Genomic DNA, 17,055 nt, shown 5'->3' with positions numbered 1-17,055 from the left:
ACTTTTAAGCCACTTGAAGCCTCAAGCTGCAAGCTACAAGCACGTACCTTTAAGCCACTTGTAGCTTGTAGCTTGAAGCTTGTAGCTTGCAGCTAAGTATATTTTCTCCTCCTTAGGAACTGATAGAGATACCCCCCCGCGATCACCAGCAGAATGGGCAGGCCGATGTTAATGAACTGCCAGAAAGGACGGCCCGTTTCCACCTTGGCAGGGTCCAGCAGCCTTAGGGTGAAATCCTTGCTGCGCGTCTCCAGGATCCGGGAGGGGTTCGTCATATATTCCAGGCAGTTCTCGATGAAGTCCTCATTTGCAAACTTGTAATTGATGTCCTTGCTGTATCCCATCTGCAGGGGCTGCCGGCCCTGCTGGACCACCTCGTTCATCACTATATCTGCATCGCCCATGACAATGACACGGCCAGGCTTGTCTCCCTCGGATAGGAATGGCTGATGATAATCATTGGCCAAACTATCGGCTACAGCCGTACCTATCCTGCCGGCAAAGAGAGAACTAAATTTGCCCTCCAGCAGGTAGGCCACGGGAATATTCGGCGTATTGAAGAGCCGTAGATCGCTGGCCTGCTTCGCGCTTTCAAAAGAGATGATCGCAGGTGTACTGACCACCCGGCCATTGGCGGAGGTCTGGAGCAGCACCGTCTTTTGAATGCCCGGCGCTTTCACCGTATCGATGGAGTTGGCAAAACGCGCATAGACAGGGTCCAGGTTCTTGGAAATGGGGTGGTACAGGCTCCCGTTCAACAATGGGTAATAGGGCCAGGGTATGAGCTGCATATCCGGCTTGCCCCCAATGGTGCCGACCACCATATTGAGACTGGCGCTTTGGCCGGCGTCTTCCACAAGGTCCTGTTTCACACGGACGCCATATTTGAAGAAGAGGTCCTCTAATTCCAAACCCCTGTCATACGCCAGCGTCTCCCTGTCCAGGCGCAGGCTGTCCGTCTCCGCATGGAGAATGTCCACCGCCCAGATGATATGGCCCCCATGGAGGACATACTGGTCCAGCGTCAGCTTTTCCCGGTCCGTGAACTTTTGGGTAGGTTTTACAATGATGAGCGCATTCACCTCCTGCGGGATCACCGGCATGCTGTCCAGCTTTATGATACCAAATCGGTAATTGGACCGCATATCCTCTATCAGATTATACACGCTGTAATCCACCGGCTCGCCATTGCCCACCACATAGCCCACTGTAGGTACTTTTTTGCGGGTGATCTTATCGATGGCGCTGCCGAACTTATATTCCAGCAGGGTTTCCGCGTTGGTATACAGCTGATCTTCCGGCTGGTCCTGTTTGGCCACCTGCACACCTTTCAGCAGATCGACAGGGAATACTTTATCCTTATAATGGAGGAGGGCGCCCGGAATGACGATGCGCTGGCTTTGCTCATCACCTTTTTTGGATTGGGCCACCTGCGTCTTCGGCTGGATGCCCATGCGCTGGAGGGAGTCCAGCGTTCGCATACTGGCGGTATCGTCCAATCCCGCCAGCGGGTCCGTCACCCTTACCCGGATACGTCCATCGGCATATTCAGAAAATTCCTGGAGGAGCTCCAGCGTACTTTTCGAGAGTTTGCGGATACCGGCCTTCAGATCGCCCTGGAGAAAGAAGTCGACCTGTATGTCGTCATCCAGGTGGCGCAGCAGCTCTCTGGTGGAGATACTCAGCGTATAGCGCTTCTCATGGGTCAGGTCCAGGCGGTAGTGGAAGCGGCTGGCGCCCAGGTTGATGAGCAGCAGCACGACGATGACCCCTAGCCAACTGCGAGCCCACTTTGAGCTGCGAGCTGTGAGCTGTGAGCTGTGAGCCAGGGCCTTATTAGGTCCTCCCCTCGTAGCTCGTAGCTCGTGGCTCGTGGCTTGTTTCCGTGCCAGATTCCAATTCGTCCATCTCAAAAACAAGAGAATGATACTGAGAAAATAGATGAGATCCCTGCTGTCCACCACCCCCCTGCTGATGCTCCTGTAATGGAAATCGATGCCGAGCATCTCGATATAGAAGTCCGCCCCCGCGGCAAACACCGGCAGCTGGCTCACCGCATTGAACCCGCTGTATAAAAGGAAGCAGGCAAAAGCCGCCGCGATGAATGCAACCACCGCATTGCTGGTCCAGCTGCTGCAGAGCATGCCGATGGAAGTAAACACGGCACATAGGAATACCAACCCGATGTAGCTGCCGATAGTGGCGCCAACGTCGATGCCGCCCTGGCCCGAAAGCCGTTGGATAGTAAGGAAATAAAGCAGGGTAGGCACCAGGGCGATGACCACCACCAACAGGGCCGCCAGGTATTTGCCCACCACCAGCTGCGTCCGGCTGAGCGGGATCGTCTGCAGGATCTCGAAGGTCCCCGTCCGGAACTCTTCGGACAAGCTGCGCATCGTGATAGCCGGGATCAGCAACAGCAAGATCCAGGGAGCCAGCTCAAAGAACTTGTCCAGGGTCGCATAACCCCCTGCCAATATATCCGTGTCCGGGAACACGAACAGAAGGAGCCCATTCAACAACAGGAAGACGATGATAGCGATATAACCCGTTAGATTACTAAAGCTTTGACGAAGTTCTTTTTTGCAGACTGCCCACATGTGCGCGAAAATAAGCGATATAACGATGTAATCAGCGCTACGAGTATGACCCATGTTCAAATTCACTCACACAATATATATTGACATTCATCGTTTATGATCAGCACCCTTTCTACCCTACATTTTATTGGATCAACTTTTTTTGTCCTTTCCAGGACATCCGGCTCTTTCCGGCTAGGCAAAGTCGTATTATAAAATATTGAAATGTGGAAAAAAAGTAAAATTAGATCCTGCTAAAAACGCGTCAGAACGAAAGGAATACTTATATTCGCATACTCAATAAGAACCAACCTCCTTCGAAAAAATATTATGGTTAGGTAACTAAAAAAGATTTAACCGAAACCAACTGCAAAGCAAGATCCGCCCTCATAGGCGGTTTTTTGCTTTTAACCCAAGCCCATCCTGCAATCCGCCGGTAGCCGCATTCAGCCCTCCCACCACATTTCTTATTTTTTAAAGCCTCCCTGCACCTTTCAATTGCCCCAACACACCCTTCCAACACCTCCACACCCGTTCAAAGAAGCGGGCCGTCAATCATATTACAAAATATTTACATTATTATAGAACAAATAATTTATATATGAATATAATTCCATTATTTTTAACTGAATATCAATAACTTACCTGTTTTTAACCCCATTTTGTTCCTTATACGTCTCCCACATCGGGCTCTGCGCTCTCAGCCTTTCAACCCCCATCCTTAGCTGACTGATCGCATAATCTACTTCATTTTCGGTATTGAACCTTCCCAATCCAAATCGCAGGCTGCTGTGCGCCAGGTCATCGTCCAGCCCCAGCGCCTTCAATACGTAGCTTGGCTCCAGCGAGGCCGACGTGCAGGCCGATCCTGACGAAAGGGCGATGTTCTTATTGATCATCGTGATCAGTCCCTCGGCCGGGGCACCCCGGAACGAGAGGTTCACCGTCCCGGGCAATCTATGTTGCCTGCTGCCATTGACGAAGACTTGCTCCAGCTGGAGCAGGCCCGCCTCCAGCCTGTCCCGCAGTCCCGATACCCGCACCGCCTCCGTCGCCATCTCCAGGCGGCAGAGCTCACAGGCTTTCCCAAAGCCCACGATGGCCGGTACGTTCAAGGTCCCGCTTCGCATACCCCGCTCATGGCCACCCCCATCCATCTGCGCCGTCAGCCGCACCCGCGGGTCCCTCCGCCGTACGTATAAGGCGCCTACGCCCTTGGGGCCATATAATTTATGGGCGCTCATCGCCAGGAGGTCGATGCCGTCGGACTGTACATGCACAGGCACCTTGCCCGCCGCCTGGGCCGCATCCACGAAGAAAAGGACCCCGTGCTTCCTGGCGATCCCGCTGATCTCGCGGATGGGCTGGATCACCCCAATCTCGTTATTGGCATACATAACCGCGATCAGCACCGTCGACGGCCGGATAGCCGCCTCCAACGTCCGCAGGTCGACCAGCCCCTCCCTGCTCACAGGCAGATAGGTCACTTCACCTCCCAGCTTCCCGATATGATGGCAGGTGTCCAGCACCGCCTTATGCTCCGTGGCCACCGTGATGATATGGCTGCCCTTGGCCGCATACATTTCGAATACCCCCTTGATCGCCAGATTATCCGCTTCCGTGGCGCCCGAAGTAAAAACGATCTCTTTTGGCTCCGCCCCTATCAGCCTGGCCACCTGCTCACGGGCCTGCTCCACCGCCTCCTCCCCCTCCCAGCCAAAAGCATGGGTCCGGCTGGCGGCATTGCCGAATTTTTCCGTGAAATAGGGAAGCATCGCTTCCACCACCCGCGGATCGCAGGGGGTAGTGGCATTGTTGTCGAAGTAGATAGGCAGCTTGAGCATGAGGTCCTCCGGGTGAATGAGGTACAAAGTTACCGATTATGTCCATCTCGCAGGTCTCCGGTGGACGAACATCCTCCGGACTATATAACCTTTGCCCTCAACCAGGAACTGCTTACATTTATCCCATGAACTTCTCCCCCTTCACCGCCGCCGTGGTCATACTGTCCCTTTGTTCGTCCGCCAGCCATTCCCCAGGGTCTTGCGTATCGCATATTTCCACGCAGGACACGACTCCCAGGGTCGTTGAACAACGTTTGAACAACCCGGCGATGCTTCAGGGGATCTGGGCTGCCGTCGGAGAGGACAACGCTGCCTTTGTCATCAAAGGGTCCAAAATCAACTACCCCCAATCGTTCAGGACATTTCCTTTCTTTTTATCCAGGGACACCCTCGTCATCCAGTACGATGACTACCAGGGAAGGTTCCAGGTCAGGCTGCATACAAAGGACACGCTGATCCTCATCGGAGATGAAAAACAATTCTTCTACCGATTTAAAAGATGATCCCCTTACTTTTGAAAAAAATCCCCATGAAGAAAGTCGAACACATCGGCATTGCCGTCCGGGACCTCGCCGTATCCATTCCCTTGTTCGAGGCGCTGCTCGACACCCAGTGCTACAAAACGGAAGCAGTGGACACCGAAAAAGTGACCACCGCATTCTTTAAAAAAGGAGAGACGAAGATCGAGCTGCTGCAGGGGCAGGAACCCGACAGTGTCATCACACGCTTCATAGAAAAAAAAGGCGAGGGGATGCACCACATTGCTTTCGAGGTAGCCGATATCCATGCTGAAATGAAAAGGCTGGCCGATGCCGGCTTCACCCTGCTCAGCGACCGGCCCAAGCCCGGGGCCGACAATAAGCTGATCTGCTTCCTTCATCCCAAAGACACCCACTCCATGCTCATCGAACTGTGCATGGAAAAGCCTTGACCTAATCCGCGCACACGATCTTGCCCACGGCGATCTTGGACTTCGCAAACGTACGGTCGTCCTTCCCCGTTACCCACAAGGTATTGTTCATCACGGATCCCAGCCTGGGCATGGAAGTAGGGATGTCCTTATTGCTGAAAATGGCCTTGCGGGTGTATTTACCCGTCACCATATCCAGGTTCACCTGGTAGCAGGACGTAATACCAAAGCGCGTGACCTGTTTGATCTTCGTGCCGGGCTGTAGTACGTCGGCGTTTTTGTCATTATCGTTGAAAAAGAGGTGGATAGTGCCCTTACCCGCGAGGCTGCTGAACCCCGCATAAAATGGCCGGCCATCCGCGCGATCGAAAAAGCCCCAGAAACCGACACCCATCCCCGGAGAGCTGGCGTGCCCGATCTGGATCGTTTCTACCTGGCTCTTCGGCAGCACGTGCAGCCAGTCAATATTCCCTGCCGCCGACACCTTGCTCATATAAATATCCCCGCAATCATACCGGACATACGTATTATGACTCCAGGTGCCCACCGCATTGGGACCGAATCCGGGAGAATAGGAGGATGTTTCGATCAGGCGCCGGCTGTATTTCTCGGCCAGGATCACCAGCCCATTATCCGGCGCGATGTAAAAATTCCGGAAGACCAGGTTGGCCGTGAGCCCTTCCTCATTGTCGTCATCCTTATCTTTTTTCTTTTTCTTATCATCGCCATCATCGTCCTCCACTTCGGAGATCAGGGAGGTGTTGAGATCTTTTTTCGCCGTCATCAGCACTTTGCCCGTCGCGGGATCGAAACGTTGCACCAACATACCGTTGATCTCCTTTCGTTTCTTCTCGTTACTGTAGAAAGCCGCCAGCACCAGCTCGTTTTTCAGCTGGAACATTTTGCCCGTGACCAGGAACTTCCCGTCAATGTCCGTCGACAGCTCCTTTACCATCTTTCCCTGCAGATCGTAAATGCGGATGCTGTAATTTGAAAAAAGGAGGAACTTATCCTTTTTCTTCTTCCCTTCCTCATATGTATAGATCCGGCCGATGAGGATCGCATTGCCGGAAGTAGTATAGACGAAATCCTGCACCTGGAAGGTCTTCGGATCAAACTCGTTGGAAATATTCAACGGCTTGCCAATCAGCTTCAGGTTGGCGTCCATCATCTTGATCTCGTACCTGTTCTGCTCCTTTCCCGTATAGGTACCCGTCAGCACCACTTTGGAGCTGTCTTCGTTGAGGGTGATGTTATAGTCGATCTCCTCTTTTTTGTCATTCTTCTGCCAGGCATAGATCTCCTGCCAGTCACCTTTCAGGTTGCCGGAACCTTTGTCGATCTCTGCGGCATACAGGTGCAGGGTGTTGTCTTTTTTAGTAAAGTCCGTAGCGAAGAGGTAGAGACGGTCCCGGATGAGGAACAGCCTGTCGAAATCCTTTCCTTTCAGCTCTTTGTCGAAATCATTGCGATATTGTTCCGCCATATTGGCGTCCAGCTTCACCAGGATGCTGGATTTACGCACCCTGCCGCTGAACAGTCCCACCTTTGCGATGTCATGTGACTCTTCCATGTAGACGCCGGATTTATCCGTATACACGATGGACAGGTCGGTGCTGCTTCTATGCATTTTGAATTCTTCTCCCCAGGAGACTTTGGACTGGGAGAGCGCGGCAAAGGAGGTCAATGCCAGTGTGAGGGTTAACAGGGGCTTCATAGTTATTTGGGTTTGGGCCCAAAATAATAGAAAAAGCTTAGCAATCAAAGTCACTCTTTTTCCATTCCCTTACTATGTTGGACCAAAATGAACCTACCCGCCTGCAGCAGCGGGGGACCCACGGAATATCCTCCATATTTTTTGCGCCAGCCCCGGCCGGAGTTGCTCCTTTCGGGGAACCACTGCCATCTGTTCCGGGAATGCCGGCTGCAAGGTGTAGGCCGGACGGACAGCCGGGCTGCCCGCTTCCCAACGGGCTACCAGCGCTTTTACCTCCGGTGCCGCATGGCCCAGCCATCCACGGGCATTCATGCCATACCGGTTCTTTTGATCCAGGTCAGCCCCGTGCAGCAGGATCTTTTCCAGCACGCGCAGCGACAATGCCCGGTCTTCCGCCTCTTCCTTCCGTAAAAGAAAGCCCTGGATAGCCCAGTACACAACGTTAGAGCCATCGGCGTCCGTCACATTGACATCCGCATCGAAGTCGAGGAAGAGGTCCAGCGCACGAAAATATTGTGGTTGCTGCACCGCGATATGCAGGCAGTTGTAACCCTTGCTGCAGCACGTATTGGGATTGGCGCCTTTCTTCAGCAGATACCGCAGCAGTTCCAGCCGCTCCTGCCCCGACGAAAACCCGCTGGCAAGCAGCGCTTCCATCAGCACCGGCATCCAGAAACCGTCGCTCAGACAGGCGTTGACGTCGAGATTGTTTTCTTCAACCAGGTGCTGCACCTGGTCGGTGGCGCCCCTGGCAATGGCGAGGGAAAGCGCATTCCACACATGGGTGGGGATGAGGGATGGCATGGCAATCATACCCATAAGGTAGCGAAAAAAATCGCCGATTGCAATAGCCCGGCCAGAAAAATCTTTTGTCAGCCGGTGTCACCGGATGATAAACGACGCCGATCGCGACTTAGCCGACTGCAGGTCCGTGGCCCGCACGAAATATGTGCCCGAAGGCAGCCGGTGGATGAAATTCACCCGGCCCGAAGCCGTATTCTTATAGTAGTTCCGCTGTACACGGCTGCCGTCAGCAGCCAGGATATCCACCTGCCATTCCGAGTCCGCAAAAGGAAAGACCACATTGATAAAGTCATTGGGCGGATTAGGGTAGATCAGGAAATTCCCGGCACCTCCTGCCGCATCCAGGTCGATGATCCGCAACGGCGAATAAGTCGCATCCCCCTGCGCATCCAGCACTTTGATCCGGAAATATAGCCTCTTCCCGTCGTTGGGAGAGAGCACATAGCTATAGGAGTACGCCGCATTGCCGGCGATGCCGGTGCTCAGCTGGGCGTTGACATCCGAAAAATCGGTGTTATTGCCTTCGCTCACCTGGACGACATACTGCCGCCTGGACTGCGCTTCCGCGCTGATCCAGTTGAGGGCCACCGTCCCGTCATTCTGACGCGTAGCTGTAAACGTTAGAATAGCCGATGCCAGCGCACCCGTATAACAATAATAATAGGTCAGCGAGACCTTATTGGTAATGGAATAGGAAGGGGTCACCTGCACGGCGGCATTGATATTGTAGCCCGGAGTATTGGAATAGGTGATATTCAGGTCGCCCGTCCCCACAAAATCGTTCAGCATGCCATTGTTCGTCGCGATGGAGTCATTCATCATCTTGAAATTGTTGTAGACCACCGTCGCCGGGTAATTATAGGTTTCCCCGGCATGGATCACCGGGACGGCCGTAAGGTTCTTCAGAAAGGTCACGTCGGAGATGCTATTGCCATCCTCATCTGTAAGGTCATTGCCGTTCACCTGGAGGATGTCCTCCCCGGTCACGCCCGGCTTGACATTTGTAGCATCGGCGCCGTTGTTATTGGTGATCTGGTAGGATGCCGTGATGGACACCACCGACTTCAATACTGCCGACACCAGGGAGTAGCCGCCCGGCGGCGCATATTGGGGCCATGTCACACCATAGACTGCGTTACCTGTGCCAGTAAAAGTTGTGCTGTAAGAAGTGGATTGAAGCGCGCCCGTGCATTGCGCGACAGACAATAAGGGAGACGATGATAGGGTGACCAGCGACAATAGGAATGTCGCCAGGGGTACGGAGGTTTTCAGAGGACGCATAGGAATAAATTAAATGATACGGATACCGGAATACTGCAAGGCATATAACTACAAACGGGGCCGTTTTATTTTATGTCCCCTAGTAGGTTTACCGATTTTAATAGGTAATTAATCCATCCGCCGTTAGTAAAACCCCTACAAGTGATTACCCTTCAATGTAGTTGGAGAACTACAGCGTTTATGGCGCACGCACTACGTATCATGGGTGAAAAGACCCGGTATTTCCACGGGTCGACATTAGAATTGTGTCTATCTTACTTACTCAATATCGACTGTGATGCACATAGCCAACCGGTGTTTGCTTCTCCTGACCTTCTTATTCCATGTCCGGACCGGGCACCCGCAGGTCCTGCCCTATGATCCCAACCAACGGTATTCGAAGGAAGCCTTGAAAGCGGACCTTCACTTCGTACATGATAAGCTGAAAAAGATGCATCCGGGACTATACCGATATAGTACCAGGGCTTCTCTCGATCGGCTCTTTGACAGCGTGGACCATGTCATCACGGGTCCATTGACCGCGCAGGAATTTTACCGGCTTTTAACGCTACTGCATTCCAGGATCAACAACGGGCACACGATGTTCTTACCCGAAGATTCGGCGATGGCCTATTTCAATCGCAGCGGCAGGCTGCTCCCTTTAGGGGTCTATTTTGAAAATGGAAAATTGACAATCGTCGAAAATTACTCGGCGGACAGCACCCTTCAGGCGGGATCGGAAATTCTAAGCGTCAATGGGCTAAGCGTTTCTTCCATCATGGAACAATTACTGGTGAGACAAGTCAGGGATGGATATAACCGCACCTATCCCGTTTGGATCCTCAACCATTATTTTTCGGCCTATTACAGCTTTATCTTCGGGCAGCCCGCCGGATTCGCCATGGGCCTCAGAGATGGCACCGGTGCGCCATATACGAAATATGTCACAGCCCTGACAAAGGATAGCATCCGCTGCTACCGTCAGATGCGCTATGCGGCCCAATATCCGCCTGACAAGGAAGGCCAGGGTATTTCTTTGCAGGAAGAAAAGGAAAAGCATGTTGCGGTCCTTACGATTAAAAGTTTCGACCCTGATCTACTCCAGCTTTTGTACCGACAGGACTACAAACAGGCGTTTGACAGCATGTTTACGCAAATCAACCGCCATCAGATCAGGAGCCTGGTCCTGGACCTTAGGGACAACCAGGGCGGGGACTTTCCTCCCGGGCGAATGTTGCTATCCTTCTTAGCGCTGCATTCCTGCCGATTCTTGCTTGACGGGAAAGAGGCGCGTATTATTCAACCCAGGGCAAACCGCTTTAAAGGAAAGCTGTTTGTGCTGATGAATGGAGGGAGCTTCTCCAATACGGCCATCGTCTGCGCCTGCCTGAAAAGAGATCGAAGGGCCCTTTTCATCGGAGAAGAGACAGGAGGAAATCCACACGTTATCAGCGGCGATCCGGTGGAACTGATCCTGCCCCGAACAAAGATCAAGATCGAAATTTCCACCACCACCTATCGGATCACCGCAGGCTCTAATGACGGTCATGGCGTCATGCCGGATTATCCAGTCCATCCGAAAATTGCCGAGATCCTGGCGGGAAAAGATCCGGCAAAAGCATTGGCCATGAAGCTCATTTCGGAAAATCAGCCGAAACAAAAAGGCTTATAAAGATCACCCTTAACTTAAAAGAGTACCCTTAACATAAAAGAGTACCCTTAACATAAAAGAGTACCCTTAACATAAAAGAGCACCCTTAACATAAAAGAGCACCCTTAACTTAAAAGAGCACCCTTAACTTTAAAGAGCACCCTTAACTTTAATGGCAGGGGTGAACAGGCCTTACCTGGCATCCACGCTAAAGGCCGTCACCTGTCCACTGCCACTTTGCAGATGGGAAGCGCGGACAAAATAGATCCCGGGCGACAGCTGCTGCCTGAAATTGATAAAGAAGTTATTGGTGTGAAAGAAGTCGGCGCGTTGTACCAATCTGCCGTCGGCAGCACAGATATCCACCCGCCAGTCACCAGGCGCGTCCGCATCACCCGGCATCACCAGGTTGATATGGTCCACCGCGGGGTTGGGATAAACTACCAGCTTTCCTCCACCACCCTTCTCCAGCACTACCTCTTTGATCGGAGAATAGGCGATCTCACCCGGCGTCACGACTCGCAACCTGTAATACCATTTGCCGCCTGCACCGGGACGATCCGCATAGGTATAGTCCATCTCACCCGCCACAGATGCCCGGGAGCCAATGGTGGCAAAGGCCGTACCATCCCTGCTGCGCTGGACCTCGTAGACCCTGCTGGCGGCGCCTGCCGCCGCGCTCCAATCCAGCTGTACGGAGCCAGGGTCCTTCGCCACAGCCGTAAAGGCCGTCAGGCCGCTGGCCAGGACAACCCCATCCCTGCAAAAGATATAAGTAAGGGAAAAGCGTGTCACGTCGGAGGCCGTAGCATGATAGCTGTAGCTGACGTTATTGGAAGCATGGATATTGGTATAGGTGATGGGGGAATAAGTAAAATTTACATTCCCCGCCCCCAGGAAAGGGGCGGTCCCGGCAGAAAAGCTGTCCACATTCGCATAATTACTCAGGAAAGGAAAGGGCGGGACAGCCACCTGGTCCCCCGGGTTCAGCGTATAGGAGCCGATCTTTTGTTCGGTGATATTGTCGTAGGTCGCCGGCAGGGACGGGCTGGTGATCATGTCTTCCCGGCCAACCCAAAGGCCATAGGTGCCGGCCATTACGTCCACATTTTTCAGGGAAAAGCCATATTGGACATTCACCACGGCGCTGACCTTCACGGACACCAGGAGGCCTGAGTCGATACTCCATTTGGGGAAGCTGAGCTGGTAGGTGCCGTAGCCCGGCCCGGTGAGCAGCGTGTCGTAGGTGCGGGAGGAGAGGTTATTCGCACACTGAGCCCCGGCGCTATGGTGCAGGAGGAGCCCCGCGCAGAGCGCAAGACAGGCGTTTTTCCAAAGGGAAAGGTTGCGGTTCATCATGGTAGGGGGGATTGGATCTGTCTATTAAACTCCGTTGTCAGCGGTTTATTTCACATATATAAAAAAAAGAGCCGCCCGAATGGGCGGCTCGCTGCATTTTATTACGAAAGATCTTATTGCTTCGAAATAACCACCTTGTTCACCTGCCTTGCGCCGTCCGCCGTAACCACCTGCACCAGGTAGTTGCCTGGAGCATAGCTGCTTACAGGGAAAGAGAGGATGGTGCCACCTGCGCCCTTTACGTTCTTTTCAGCTAGCAGCTGACCGCTCTGTCCAAAGAGGCGGACGCTCACCGCACCGGCAGTAGCTTCACTTACAGGCAGAGAGACATTGACATAGTCTTTAGCCGGGTTGGGGAAGATGCTGACCGTAGCCAGGGTCGACAGACGGACCACTTTGATATCGGATAAAGCAGGGCGGCCGTCCAGGTCATACTCATGCAAACGGTATTGAAGGGTGCCGGAACCCGGGTTGGCGTCCGTAAAGGCATAGTTCACTACCGTAATGGATTGGCCTTTGGCCGCCACTGAACCGATGACCTCCCATTTGGCGCCGCCGTTGGAGCTGCGTTCGATGTCAAATCGGCTGGAATTTTGCTCCATGGCGGTTTTCCAGGTCAGGCTGACCTCACCGCCGCTCACTGCGGCATCGAAATCTTCCAGCGTGACGGGCAGCGTGCCGTTGGCGCTGAGAGTAACTTCACCCGCCAGCGTGGTGCCATAAGCCGCAGGGCTGTTGCTGGCTACCGTGGTTTCCACAAAGCCGGAGGGAGCGTTGCCCAGCTGCTTGAAATAAGTGGTGACACCACTGGTGATAAAGCTGGTGAGCACACCGTCATAGGTACCAGCGCTGCTGGCATTAATCTTGTCGCTGGCCCGGATCAGGAGGATCCTGTTGGCAGGGCTCGATCCGTCGTTGGGAAGGATGACATTGTAGCCAGTAGCCCAATCAGTCCCGCCGGAAGCAGGGATCAGGAGATTGGCGATGGCGCCGGAGCCCGCACTTCCCACCTGCAGCGTGCTGCTGCCTGAGAGGACCACGTGCGTGTTCAGGGTCACTGTTACGCCGGAATTGATAATGACAGCACAATTGTTACAGTTGGTAGGGGGTTCGCCACTGGGATCCCATACGTTAGGACCGGAAGTGACGTGCCAGTTGCCGTCACGTACGGCAGTGTAGGTGCCGCCTGTTTGAGCCTGGGCTCCATGGGTGAGAAGGATTACAGACACTAAAGCCGATAAAGGGTAAAGCTTTTTCATGATCACAATAATTAATTGATTGAATGTGGTTTGTGGTAAACCATAGACAATGGATTCATCGTAAGCTTTCGCAGAATGTATTGGACGACTGAAGTATGAGATCCTTATCCCGGGGTTGCCAGGTGAAGGTTAAAGACAATAATTAAAGAAGGAATATTGGGTTCGGGGTGTTACACTTAGGAAGAAGCAAATTTTCCGAGGATTGAGGCGTTCGACGGAGTAAAAGTAGAAAGAAAACTACGATTATGCAAGCCCTTCAGTAAAAAAATTTAGAGTGCATCATTATCAAGGACTTGGGAGGATGACTTTATTCTCCGCCCGCATCGGGGCTTGGGGATGAGTTTTATTCTTTGCCTGCATCAGGGACTTGGAGATGTCCTTTATTCTTCGCCCGCATCAGGGACTTGGCAGGATGAGCTTTATTCTCCGCCCGTATCAGGGACTTGGGAGGATGACTTCATTCTCGGCCCGTATCAGGGACTTGGAGATGACCTTTATTCTTCGCCCGCTTCTTTGGCCAGCCCGAGCTTATCCAGCGCCAGCTGTGCGGCGATCTGGCTGGCGTCCTTTTTATTATAGGCCTTTCCCTGGGCGATGATCTCTCCGTCTACGACTGCCCCCACGGTAAAGAGCCGCCGGCCTCCTTCGAGCCTTTCGTCAAGGGTCTCGAATTCAAGGACTTTGCCATTCTTATTGGCCCAGCCGTAAAGCTTATTTTTATGATTGATCTCCAGGTTTTCCAGGTCGTCCATGAACAGATAGGGCTGGATGATCCTTTCCATGACCCATTGGCGCGTCTTATCAAACCCTTTGTCGAGGTAGATAGCACCTACAATGGCCTCCAGGGTATTGCCGAAGATCTGGCTCATCTTCAGCGAGCTGTCGAACTTATTGAAATTGCTGATCTTTTTTAACCCCATTTTAATGGCAATGTCATTCAACTGGTTGCGATTGACCATCTTGCTGCGCATCTCCGTGAGGAAGCCCTCTTCTTTATAAGGGTATTTTTTAAACAGGAAATCGGCAATGATGGCGCTGAGGATTGCGTCCCCGAGATATTCCAACCGCTCGTTGTTCTCGTCCGCACCGTCCTTTACACTACGGTGTGTAAGTGCGGTCCTGTATAACACCGCTTTGCCGGGCACAAAACCCAGCACATTACGAAGTTGTTTCTTAAACGAATTGCCCGCAGCGTCGCCCTTTATGATACGTTCGAAGATTCCCACATTAACAAGCTACAATTTTTTTTGATCTGATAAAAATATGTCCGGAAAACCTGTCCCTAGAATAGCCCATTCCCGGATGGGGCCAGGCAACTTTGTCAGGGTCGGTTACAACTTCGTCGCAACCTCGCCCCTTGCTCCTTCTCGTTAGGCCTACCGTCTCAGCACCGTTGACACCTTGCCAGCACGAACTTCGTCGGAGAGCTTCGTCAGGACTGCTTCGACACGAGGGCTTCGCCAGGCCTACGATCTCAACACCGTTGAGACCTTGGTCGCCTTCGCCTGCGTTCGGTTGCCTTCGTTGGTTCCAACACTGTTGGACCCCTCCTCGGATACCTCGCTCGTAATCTTCGCTCCGCTCGATTACATCCTACGCTCAGAACTTCGTCAAAGCTGCGTTTTTCGCTCAGAACTTCGTCGAGGCTGCTTCGACACGAGGGCTACGCCCGTATCCTTCGTTGGTTCCAACACTGTTGGACCCTTTCTCGGATACCTCGTTCGTAATCTTCACTTCGTTCGATTACATTCGTATCTTTCGCTCCTCAGGTACGTTCCTAACCTTTGCTTCGCTCGGCTACGCTTCGCTCACCCGTCTTCGTGTTACCCGGTTACCCGGAATATCAGGAAAGTTGCTTCTCTTGCCTGGCATTTGGGCAAAGCCGTGTTCCTCGCTCAGAACTTCGTCGAGGCTGCTTCGACACGCCTCTCCTCGTTCGTAATCTTCACTTCGTTCGATTACATTCGTAGCCTCCGTTATACTCCGCTACATTCGTTCCCTTCGCACCGCTCGGGGGCAAGTTAGCTCGTTTGCCTTCAATAAGCTCGGTTAGGCCAGGTATTTCTTAACGATTACACAGGCATTGTGACCGCCGAAGCCAAAGGTGTTGCTCAGGGCGGTCCGGACAGTTCGTTGTTGTGGTTTCCAGAAAGTGAAGTTAAGCCGGGGGTCAAGTTCGGGATCGTCCGTGAAATGGTTGATGGTGGGCGGTATTTCGTCGTGCACCACGCTCATCATACAGGCGATGGCCTCGATCACGCCGGCAGCACCCAGGCAATGCCCTGTCATGGATTTCGTAGAGCTGATATTGACCTTGTAAGCCTGCTCTCCAAAGACATCCATGATGGCTTTTACCTCGGCAACGTCGCCCAGCGGCGTGGAGGTACCATGGGTATTGATATAATCGATATCGGTGGGCTGTAGACCCGCATCTTTCAGCGCAGCCAGCATAACATTCTTGGCGCCCAGGCCTTCCGGATGAGGGGCTGTCATATGATAGGCGTCCGCCGTGGCGCCGCAGCCGGCAATCTCACAGTAGATCTTTGCGCCGCGCGCCTTGGCATGCTCCAGCTCCTCCAGTATCAGGACGCCGGCAGCTTCTCCCATGACAAATCCATCCCGGTCCTTATCGTAGGGACGGCTGGCAGTGCCGGGATCGTCATTGCGCTCGCTCAGCGCCTTCATGGCGTTGAAACCGCCTACCCCGGCCTCGCTCACTACCGCCTCCGACCCTCCGCTGACAATGATGTCGGCCATACCCAATCGTATAAGGTTGAAGGCTTCCATAATCGCATTGGTGGAAGAGGCGCAGGCGCTGGTGACGGCGAAATTCGGCCCGCGAAATCCATGCCGCATGGAGATATGCCCGGCGGCAATGTCCAGGATCATCTTGGGAATGAAGAAAGGGTTAAATCGGGGAGTGCCGTCCCCTTTTGCAAAACTGATCACTTCTTCCTGGAAGGTGATCAGACCGCCGATGCCGCTGGCGAAAACGACGCCAATGCGGTCGGGATTCATGGAGTCCTTGTCGATGGCAGCATCTTTCACCGCCTCGTCGCTGGCCGCCACCGCGAGTTGGGTATACCGGTCCAGTTTGCGGGCCTCTTTTTTGTCAAGATGTTGCAACGGATCAAACCCCTTCAGCTCACAGGCAAATTTCGTTTTGAACTTGGAAGCATCAAATAGGGTGATATGCCCGGCGCCAGAAACGCCGCCAAGGAGTCCCTTCCAGTAATCGTTTAAATTATTGCCTATCGGCGTAAGGGCACCGATACCCGTAACAACAACTCTTTTCAACTGCATATTTGGATTTTCCCGGAATTATGCCGGAATTGTGCTTTGAAAGAAATTAGTCCAATTCCAGCAAATGGCTAATATCTGTAGTCCTTCAGAAAGCTGCCCTGATCTTCGTCGGAGAACTTCGTCAGGGCTGCTTCGTCACGAGGGCGTCGCCAGGCTTACGGTCTCAACACCGTTGAGACCTTGGTCGCAACCTTCGCCTGCCGCTCGGTTGCCTTCGTTGGTTCCAACACTGTTGGGCCCTTTCTCAGAGACCTCGTTCGTACCCAGGGTTACTTCGACACAGTCCTTCTCGTTCGTACCCTTCGTATCCTCGGGTACTTCACACGGTCCTTCTCGATCGTACGGCCTTCGTCGAAGCTGCATTCTTCG

At 53.1% G+C, this 17,055-nt stretch carries 12 protein-coding genes; 3 read left to right on the top strand and 9 right to left on the bottom strand.

The genetic code is table 11. The annotated features are described in order from the left end of the window. Window positions 1–92: 92 nt before the first annotated feature. Together gldG and Q4E93_RS18350 are read right to left on the bottom strand one after the other, a co-directional pair. The gene (gene gldG, locus Q4E93_RS18355) at window positions 93–2,600 is read right to left on the bottom strand and encodes a gliding motility-associated ABC transporter substrate-binding protein GldG (RefSeq protein ID WP_303587660.1); all 2,508 of its coding nucleotides are present in this window, start codon (window positions 2,598–2,600) and stop codon (window positions 93–95) included. 620 nt (window positions 2,601–3,220) lie between these two features. Continuing rightward, window positions 3,221–4,450 carry an IscS subfamily cysteine desulfurase gene (locus tag Q4E93_RS18350; RefSeq protein ID WP_303587659.1) on the bottom strand — a complete coding sequence of 410 codons (1,230 nt, stop codon included), beginning with the start codon at window positions 4,448–4,450 and terminating at the stop codon, window positions 3,221–3,223. An 11-nt stretch (window positions 4,451–4,461) separates the two neighbouring features. On the opposite strand from Q4E93_RS18350, the gene Q4E93_RS18345 reads away from it, so the two are divergent. Then, on the top strand, window positions 4,462–4,926 hold the full coding sequence (locus Q4E93_RS18345) for a hypothetical protein (protein ID WP_303587658.1): 465 nt from the start codon (window positions 4,462–4,464) through the stop codon (window positions 4,924–4,926). A gap of 26 nt (window positions 4,927–4,952) precedes the next feature. Beyond that, the gene (gene mce / locus Q4E93_RS18340) at window positions 4,953–5,354 is read left to right on the top strand and encodes a methylmalonyl-CoA epimerase (protein WP_303587657.1); all 402 of its coding nucleotides are present in this window, start codon (window positions 4,953–4,955) and stop codon (window positions 5,352–5,354) included. A gap of 1 nt (window position 5,355) precedes the next feature. Here mce and Q4E93_RS18335 read toward each other — a convergent pair whose 3' ends face one another. The 3 genes from Q4E93_RS18335 to Q4E93_RS18325 all read right to left on the bottom strand — a co-directional run bounded on the left by Q4E93_RS18335 (window position 5,356) and on the right by Q4E93_RS18325 (window position 9,135). Continuing rightward, complete coding sequence (locus Q4E93_RS18335) at window positions 5,356–7,050, bottom strand: hypothetical protein (protein ID WP_303587656.1); 1,695 nt, start codon at window positions 7,048–7,050, stop codon at window positions 5,356–5,358. Between the two features lie 93 nt (window positions 7,051–7,143). Further along, window positions 7,144–7,863 carry an ankyrin repeat domain-containing protein gene (locus tag Q4E93_RS18330; protein WP_303587655.1) on the bottom strand — a complete coding sequence of 240 codons (720 nt, stop codon included), beginning with the start codon at window positions 7,861–7,863 and terminating at the stop codon, window positions 7,144–7,146. A 69-nt stretch (window positions 7,864–7,932) separates the two neighbouring features. Further along, on the bottom strand, window positions 7,933–9,135 hold the full coding sequence (locus Q4E93_RS18325) for a T9SS type A sorting domain-containing protein (RefSeq protein WP_303587654.1): 1,203 nt from the start codon (window positions 9,133–9,135) through the stop codon (window positions 7,933–7,935). Window positions 9,136–9,412: 277 nt separating this feature from the next. Here Q4E93_RS18325 and Q4E93_RS18320 point away from each other — a divergent pair, with 277 nt between their 5' ends. Continuing rightward, on the top strand, window positions 9,413–10,786 hold the full coding sequence (locus tag Q4E93_RS18320; protein ID WP_303587653.1) for a S41 family peptidase: 1,374 nt from the start codon (window positions 9,413–9,415) through the stop codon (window positions 10,784–10,786). Between the two features lie 171 nt (window positions 10,787–10,957). Here Q4E93_RS18320 and Q4E93_RS18315 read toward each other — a convergent pair whose 3' ends face one another. From Q4E93_RS18315 to fabF, 4 genes are all read right to left on the bottom strand, one after another. Beyond that, window positions 10,958–12,124 (bottom strand): T9SS type A sorting domain-containing protein, encoded by a 1,167-nt coding sequence (locus Q4E93_RS18315; RefSeq protein WP_303587652.1) that lies wholly within the window; start codon window positions 12,122–12,124, stop codon window positions 10,958–10,960. 113 nt (window positions 12,125–12,237) lie between these two features. Then, window positions 12,238–13,383 (bottom strand): T9SS type A sorting domain-containing protein, encoded by a 1,146-nt coding sequence (locus Q4E93_RS18310; protein ID WP_303587651.1) that lies wholly within the window; start codon window positions 13,381–13,383, stop codon window positions 12,238–12,240. A gap of 494 nt (window positions 13,384–13,877) precedes the next feature. Further along, the gene (gene rnc / locus Q4E93_RS18305; protein WP_303587650.1) at window positions 13,878–14,609 is read right to left on the bottom strand and encodes a ribonuclease III; all 732 of its coding nucleotides are present in this window, start codon (window positions 14,607–14,609) and stop codon (window positions 13,878–13,880) included. A gap of 823 nt (window positions 14,610–15,432) precedes the next feature. Further along, window positions 15,433–16,686: a beta-ketoacyl-ACP synthase II gene (gene fabF, locus Q4E93_RS18300; RefSeq protein WP_303587649.1), complete on the bottom strand. Its 1,254-nt coding sequence runs from the start codon at window positions 16,684–16,686 to the stop codon at window positions 15,433–15,435. Between the last annotated feature and the right edge of the window lie 369 nt (window positions 16,687–17,055).

Source organism: Flavitalea plasmicola (assembly GCF_030546645.1).
Taxonomy (GTDB): Bacteria; Bacteroidota; Bacteroidia; order Chitinophagales; family Chitinophagaceae; genus Puia.
The sequence above is the reverse complement of the archived record's forward strand: the minus strand, read 5'-3'. Positions and strand labels throughout refer to the sequence as shown.